Annotated in this window: 6 protein-coding genes and 2 pseudogenes; 5 read left to right on the top strand and 3 right to left on the bottom strand. The window is 69.7% G+C overall.

Annotated elements, in window-relative coordinates; translation table 11 throughout:
• On the bottom strand, positions 1-832 hold an 832-nt coding region (locus EBH09_RS03890; RefSeq protein ID WP_153182601.1), incomplete at its 3' end, for a potassium channel family protein.
• Positions 833-1,266: 434 nt separating this feature from the next.
• Between EBH09_RS03890 and EBH09_RS03885 the strand changes: the two genes are divergently transcribed.
• The 3 genes and pseudogenes from EBH09_RS03885 (at position 1,267) to EBH09_RS03875 (ending at position 2,772) form a co-directional block, all read left to right on the top strand.
• Complete coding sequence (locus EBH09_RS03885; protein ID WP_345940920.1) at positions 1,267-1,590, top strand: helix-turn-helix transcriptional regulator; 324 nt, start codon at positions 1,267-1,269, stop codon at positions 1,588-1,590.
• A pseudogene (locus EBH09_RS03880) lies at positions 1,586-2,052 on the top strand (putative PEP-binding protein); the annotation flags it as partial. The gene EBH09_RS03885 and the pseudogene EBH09_RS03880, both read left to right, overlap by 5 nt.
• Before the next feature lie 6 nt (positions 2,053-2,058).
• Positions 2,059-2,772, top strand: a complete 714-nt coding sequence (locus tag EBH09_RS03875) for a pyridoxamine 5'-phosphate oxidase family protein (RefSeq protein ID WP_121745585.1) — start codon at positions 2,059-2,061, stop codon at positions 2,770-2,772.
• A 47-nt stretch (positions 2,773-2,819) separates the two neighbouring features.
• On the opposite strand, the gene EBH09_RS38530 is transcribed toward EBH09_RS03875, so the two are convergent.
• Both EBH09_RS38530 and EBH09_RS03870 read right to left on the bottom strand, forming a co-directional pair.
• The gene (locus tag EBH09_RS38530; RefSeq protein WP_238697174.1) at positions 2,820-3,020 is read right to left on the bottom strand and encodes a transposase; all 201 of its coding nucleotides are present in this window, start codon (positions 3,018-3,020) and stop codon (positions 2,820-2,822) included.
• A gap of 108 nt (positions 3,021-3,128) precedes the next feature.
• Positions 3,129-3,902, bottom strand: coding sequence for a transposase (locus EBH09_RS03870; RefSeq protein ID WP_238697173.1), 774 nt, complete (start codon positions 3,900-3,902; stop codon positions 3,129-3,131).
• 1,353 nt (positions 3,903-5,255) lie between these two features.
• On the opposite strand from EBH09_RS03870, the pseudogene EBH09_RS03860 reads away from it, so the two are divergent.
• Positions 5,256-5,709, top strand: a pseudogene (locus EBH09_RS03860) (ornithine carbamoyltransferase subunit F); the annotation flags it as partial.
• 3 nt (positions 5,710-5,712) lie between these two features.
• On the top strand, positions 5,713-6,636 hold the full coding sequence (locus EBH09_RS03855; protein ID WP_121745584.1) for a carbamate kinase: 924 nt from the start codon (positions 5,713-5,715) through the stop codon (positions 6,634-6,636).
• Positions 6,637-6,700 lie beyond the last annotated feature (64 nt).

Genomic DNA, 6,700 nt, shown 5'->3' with positions numbered 1-6,700 from the left:
AGATTTCCATCGGCGATCCGCCGGTGCGCAGGAAACGCTGGTCCAACACGGCAGCGAGGTCCTTCAGAGCGCTGGATAGCATGGCCGCAGCTAACTGCACCTCGGCCCTCTTCGCTGTCTTTCCCTGGTCGGCGAGGTCGGTGGCGTAGCAGGCCATGGCCGCCAGGGACGTCTGGTCCTCGCCGTCGTGGAAGTAGTACGACTCGGGGTACTGGGTGAAGTCGAGACGCACCCGCACCACCTCGGTCGCCAGGCTCTGCAGCAGCCCGGCGTCCGCGACGGCGTCGAGTTGCCGCGGCGAGCCGGCTGCACGGTGCAGCAGAGCGAGCCGCAGGGCCAGGACCCTGCGGCGGGTGAGCGCTGGGTAGATCTCGAGCACCCAGGACACAGTGGCCGTCAGCAAGGCGAAGCCGACCAGGGCCTCGGACGGCGCAGCGATGCGCAGCCGGCCCGCGGCCGGCGCGATGTCCCCCAGCCCCAGCGTGGCCACAGTGACCAGCGAAAAGTACAGCGCCGCGAGCAGGTCCCCGGGCCGAGGCGCCTGCAGCCCGGGTGCAAAGGTGAACCCCTCGGGCATGTGGGGCCAGTAGATCATCGCCCAGCCCAAGATGATCGCAACGGCCCACATGCCCACGACGGTCACCAGGGCCAGCGGCCCCACCAGCCCCGCCGCCCCTTCACGTGCGTGCACATGCCGCGACATCCGCCACAGCCCCGTCATCACCAGTCTGCTCACACCTCTGCGACGGGTGGGATGCCACAGCGTGTGAAACAGATCCCGCAAGGCGGCCATCACCAGCCCGGCGCCCACCAGAGAGACCAACCATTCCATGCCAACGTCTCCTCACCGCCCAGCCCGGTGCGGCAGCCAGGACAGCCGCAAAGGCCGCAGGAGGCCGCAGGAGGCCGCAGTCCGTGACTACAACGAGCCGGAGCCGTACACGCATCACCGCGGCGGTGGATTTACCCCGGTCGGCCCACCCCTGACTACGGGCCTGAGCACGGGTGAACTCGCACAGCAACCGACGAGCACCTCGAGCAACAACTGCCGCAGCTGCCCACATTCGCCCGAACAGGCCGACCGGCACCCGGCGCGCCCCGTTCCCAGGCGGGAGGAAAGCGCAGGCAGACGCGGGCTTCTCTGCGCTGGCGGATAGGCGATCCGTCTGTTTCCCAAGGAACCGGACGAAGTGGGGTGAGCGGCCGTGCACGGTCGCTCACGACGGGACCGGCCCCAAGGCCGGCGCCTTCTCCGACGACGACAGCATGGCCACCCGCGTCGCGCTGCGGCGGGAGCAACTGGGGATGCCCCGCAAGGAAGTGGCTACACGGGCCGGGATGTCCATGGCTCATCTGCGCCAGGTCGAGGAGCGGGCAACCGGCTTCGACCCCGGCGCGCTCGGGCGGCTCGCCGCCGTGCCGGAGATGCCGTACGAGGAGCTATCGGCGGGCCGCCGCGACGCGCTACCGGGCCAGAGCGGGTCGGCGGCCCATCCGGTTCTGCTGCGGCTGTCCGAGCAGGGGTGGCTGTCAAAGGCTGGGCACACACGGCATCGGCCGCGGCGTGATGATGCCTTGAACAGGGAATGACCTCGCGCAGACCACCTGGAGTGGGAACGGTCCTGCGATGACGCCGAGGCGTCCTTCTTCCCGCGGTATCCCGAGAGGGGAGTGTTCCCGGTGCCCCCGTTCGAGACCATCGACCGGGACGGTGTCGGCCGCCTCGTGGAACTGGCCGTGGCCGAGGGGCGTGCGGCACGTCCCGGCCTGGAGACGGAGATCTGCGGTGAGCACGGGGGCGATCCGGACTCGATCCACTTCTTCCACCGCGCCAGCCTGGCTTACGTCTCCTGCTCATCCTTCCGCATCCCCACGGTCCGCCTGGAGGCAGGCCGGGCAGCTCTCCCGGGCCTGCGGACGCAAGCGAGACACGGTAGAACCGCCGGCGACGCACCGCGTCGGCGGCAAGCCAGCCGACCGACACGGGCGTCTCTGCGCTGGCGGATCGGCGGACGGTCTGCTCCCCTGAAAGGAGCGGATGAAGTGGGGTGAAGGGCCGTGGACGAAGATCGGGACCTGCCGGAGCCCGCGGCTGACGCCTCCTCGGCAGAGGAAAGCGTCGCCACCCGCATAGCGCTGCGGCGGGGACAACTGGGGATATCCCGCGAGGAAGTGGCCACACTAGCAGGGATGTCGATGACGTATCTGCGCCAGGTCGAGGAGCTGGAAACCGGCTTCGACCCCGGTGCTCTCATGCGGCTCGCCGCCGTGCTGGACATGTCGTATGAGGAGCTGACGACCGGGCGGCGCGACGTGCCGCCGGGCCGGGGCGGGCCCGCGGCCCACGCGGTTCTGGCGCGGCTGTCGGAGCAGGAGTGCTGGCAGCGGCTGGGCACACACGGCATCGGACGTCTCTCCTACACGGTCGACGTGGCCGGTGAGGCTCCGGTGGTGCTGCCGGTCAACTTTCTGGTGGACGGGCGGACCGTCGTCTACCGCACCGACCCGGCCGGCGCCGCGGCGGTCCATGTCGGGACCCAGGTTGCCTTCGAGACCGATCACGTCGACGAGGCGACCGGCCTGGGCTGGTGCGTTCTGGTGACGGGGGCCGTCGAGCACCCAGCCGATCCGGATGCGCTCGAAGCCCTCGCGTTACGGTACGGGTCGGCGCCGTGGGCAGGGGGCAGGCGCGACTTGTGGATCCGCGTCGTGCCGCACAGGCTGAGCGGGCGCGTCATCCAGCCACTGCAGGAAGAGCAGCGGCCCCAGTGACGCCTGTTTGCGCTAGCTTGACTCTGTTGGGGATCTTGAAGGTGCCGTCAGGTTCCCAGGGTTCGCCAGGACTTTGGCCGGGGTATCTCGCGCTGGTCGAGGTAGTGCTGGAAGGCAGTCGGTCGGCGGGGCGTGGGTGTTTCTACGGCCGGTGGCAGTCCGCTGAGGCGCTCGATGTTGACGGCAATGGCCGTCAGGACGTGCTGGATGTGGGCCTTTCCCTGTCCTCGGTAGCGGCAGCGCCGCATTCCGTGTCCGGGGGAAACCCGTTGACCGTGCCCTCCACTCCCGAGCGGACCGCATAGCGGGTCTTCCACTCGGGCGTCTGTTGCTCCGCGCGGACGCGAAGTTGCTGGTCATGGAGTTCTTGTGGGGGGGAAGCCCACGGTTCGGGCACTGTCCGCGGCGGAGGTGCACTGGGTGCGGGCGGGGCAGGGACGGCACTGACTCCTGGTGAACCTGGCCGCGATCAGCGGGGCCGCGGTGGGTGACGAGGTCGGGTATGGGCCGTGCCAGCCCGCACTGACCTGGCCCCGGGGACACGTGACCTGTTGACGGTCGTAGTCGATGTGGAAGTCGTCCCGGGCGAAGCCCTCGCCTCGCCGGTGTTGGCCGGGTGGGGTTGCTCCGCAGCGGTCCGGAGACGGTGACCTGGTGTTCACGGGTGGCTTGTTCCAGGTGAGGCAGGGACGTGTAACCGGCGTCGACCAGGTGCTCGGCGGGCAGCAGCCCGCGCCGCGCCGACCGTAGCGGCGGCCCCCCTCCTCATCGACCAGCTCGTCCAGCAGGTGAGGGGACACACCGGCGACTTCTTCGAGTGCGGCGCGGACCGCCTCGGTGACCAGCTCCAGGCGGATCAGGTCACGCACCGCGGCCAGGACGTGGGTGGAGTCGGTGCGCTGCGTGGTGCGCTCGCGCACCAGGCCAGCTTCCTTGAGACGGGCCAGCATGAGGTCGAGGAGGCGGTCAGCGCGGTCGCCTTCGGCGAGACGGTCGCGGAAGTCGGCCAGCACGCTGTGATGGAACCCGGGATCGTCCAGTTCCATCGCCATGGCGTACTTGAAGTCGATGCGACAGCGGACTGCCTCGGCGGCCTGCCGGTCCGACAGGCCGAGCAGGAACTGCAGCACACAGACGGTGGCCAGTTGAGCAGGCGAGAGCCCCGGGTGCCCGTCCCGTGGGTACCAGTGGGCGAAGTCCTCGCCCTCGGGGATGCCAGGGGAGACGGGTGGGGTGCGGTCTCGGATTTCCGAGTGGTGACTCTCGTCAGGGTGCCAGGCAGCCGGTGAGCGGAACCTCGGGGGCTGCGGGGCTGGCGGGGTCGATCAGGACCGTGACATCGGTGGCGGACTCGGTGACACAGCTCAGCAGTCCGACGGGGTCCGGGACTGCGGTGGCGGGTGGGGTGTGGCAGCGGCTGCGAGGAGAGCGGCGGTACCGGCGACGGTGAGGGTGAGGGCGCGTTTGGTGGTGTGCATGCGCCGCTAACGATCTTCGATCGCGGACGTCACACTCTCCTCCACGGCCTGGTGGTGCTCCTCGAAGACGCCGGTGTCCCCGGCCCCGCCCCGGTGGCCGTCTGAGGCGGTTTGCAGGGGGTGCAGGTCAGTGTGCTGCCCGGCCGGAAGGGCCCGCACCGGTCCCGGCCGGTAGGGACGACCAGCATGTGATCCAGCCCGGTGTCCCTGCGGCCGGGAGCGGGCGCTGACCGGCTCAGCTGGTCACACTGCTCCCGGTGACGTTTCCGCCGACGTGTTCGCGCCTTTCGCGTGCTTCTGTGAGCGTGCCGGTGATGTTGACCTGTCCGTTGCCCGAGAACAGCCGAACATCGGTCGGGCCGATGCCGCCGGTCAGCTCCTGCGTGCCGTACTACGAACGCCGCACCCAGGAGGGCAAGACCCGACGTGAGATCGTCCGATGTCTCAAGCGGTATGCCGCCCGCGAGGTCTTCTACCTGGTCAGACCGGTTTCCCGTACCCCCGCGTTATTGGGGCGTCGGTGATCGGTGGGGCACCGCCGCGAGCCACTCTGACGGACCACCGCACGAATCTCAAGGACGACGAAGCCGCGCCGGAACGCTACGGCGCGGCTTCGTCGTGTAGTCGGCTGCGCTTGCACGCACGGTGTGGTTGGCACCTCATGCGGCCCGCGTTCCGGTGAGGCTTCCGGGGTGCGCGTGCTTTGCAATTGCGCTCGACCAGGCGTGCATCAGGACGAGTCCCCGACGTCTCGCGAAAGGAGCGGGCATTCACGAGTGGTACCGCGGTTCCGTGGGCCGGTCGGAAGCGATCACAGGGACCATCGGCCTTCGTCGGTGGACCGGTAGCCACTGATCGGCGCGCTCACGCCGCAGCAGGATCAGTCATAGATCGACTCGCCTGCTGAAAACGGCCGACGCCAGGAGTGCTGCCATGCCCTCGACCTCCAGAGAATCCGAGTCCCCGGGTGGGACAGGCACGGATCGCCGTCCCAGTGCGAAATCGCTCGGTATGGACGTGAGGATCGCCGCGCCCAGAGCGCTGTGGCCCGAATCCGGCCTCGTCACCGCCTGCCGCTCCCTCGCCGCCGTCAGCGGGGCCCGCATCACCCTGACCGAGGACGCGGAGGAAGCCGTCCACCGCGCCGACTTCCTGCACACCGACGTATGGGTGTCCATGGGGGAGCCGGCGGAGACCTGGCGGGAGCGCGTCGAACTGCTGCTGCCCTACCGCGGCGACGCCAGAACGATGGCGGCCACCGGCAACCCGGACGCCAGATTCATGCACTGCCTGCCGTCACTCCACGACCGCAGCACCCGTCTGGGCAGGGAACTCTTCGACACCTACGGACTGGACGGCCTCGAAGTCACCGACGACACCCGCCTCCCTCGTCTTCGACCAGGCCGAGAACCGGCTGCACACCATCAAGGCCGTACTCGTCGCCACCCTGGAGGACTGATCCATGCGCATCGTCGTCGCCCTCGGCGGCAACGCCCTACTGCACCGGGGCGAACGCCCCGACGCCGCGGTGCAGCAGGCCAACATCGACAGGGCCGTCACGGCCCTCGCCGCACTCGCCCGTGACAACGAACTCGTCATCACGCACGGCAACGGCCCCCAGATCGGCCTGCTGGCCGTCGAAAGCGCCTCTGATCCCGCCCTGTCCACCCCCTACCCGCTGGACGTCCTGGGTGCTCAGACGCAGGGCATGATCGGGTCGTTGCTCGCCCGGGCCCTGCGAGGTGCCCTCCCCGGACGGCAGGTCGCCGCGCTCGTCACCCACACCGTGGTCCGTGCGGGCGACCCGGCCTTCGCGCGGCCCACCAAGTTCGTCGGCCAGGTCTACTCGCGGGAGGTGGCGCACGTCCTCGCCCGCAAGCGCGGCTGGCACATCGCCAAGGACACCACGGGATGGCGCCGCGTCGTCCCGTCCCCGGCGCCCGAGGCCATCGTGGAGACGGACACCGTCCACGCCTTGCTGAACAGCGGAACGCTGGTCGTCTGCGCCGGCGGCGGAGGCGTCCCCGTCACAGCCGATCACGACACCGGGGCGCTGACCGGGGTCGAAGCCGTCGTCGACAAGGACTTCACCGCCGCTCTCCTGGCCGAGGAACTCAAGGCCGATCTCCTGCTCATCCTCACTGACGTCCCGCACGTGTACGCCGACTTCGGCACGCCTCGCCAGCAGCCCGTGCTCGACGTGACCCCCGCGCAACTTCGGGACAGGGCCTTCCCCGAGGGTTCGATGAGGCCCAAGACCGAGGCCGCTGCCCGGTTCGTGGAACGGACCGGTGGCCTGGCCGCGATCGGAGCCCTCGACGCCGCGTACGCCATCGCCCACGGAACATCGGGGACGCTCGTACGTCCCGAACTCCCCATCGGATGACAAGCAGCAGGCGGCGCACCGGGAGTTCGGATTCCGGGACGGTCGGCTCCTGGCCAAGGACCTG

It is taken from the genome of Streptomyces sp. E2N166, from assembly GCF_003671715.1.
GTDB lineage: Bacteria > Actinomycetota > Actinomycetes > Streptomycetales > Streptomycetaceae > Streptomyces > Streptomyces thinghirensis.
This window is presented reverse-complemented; position numbering and strand designations above follow the sequence as displayed.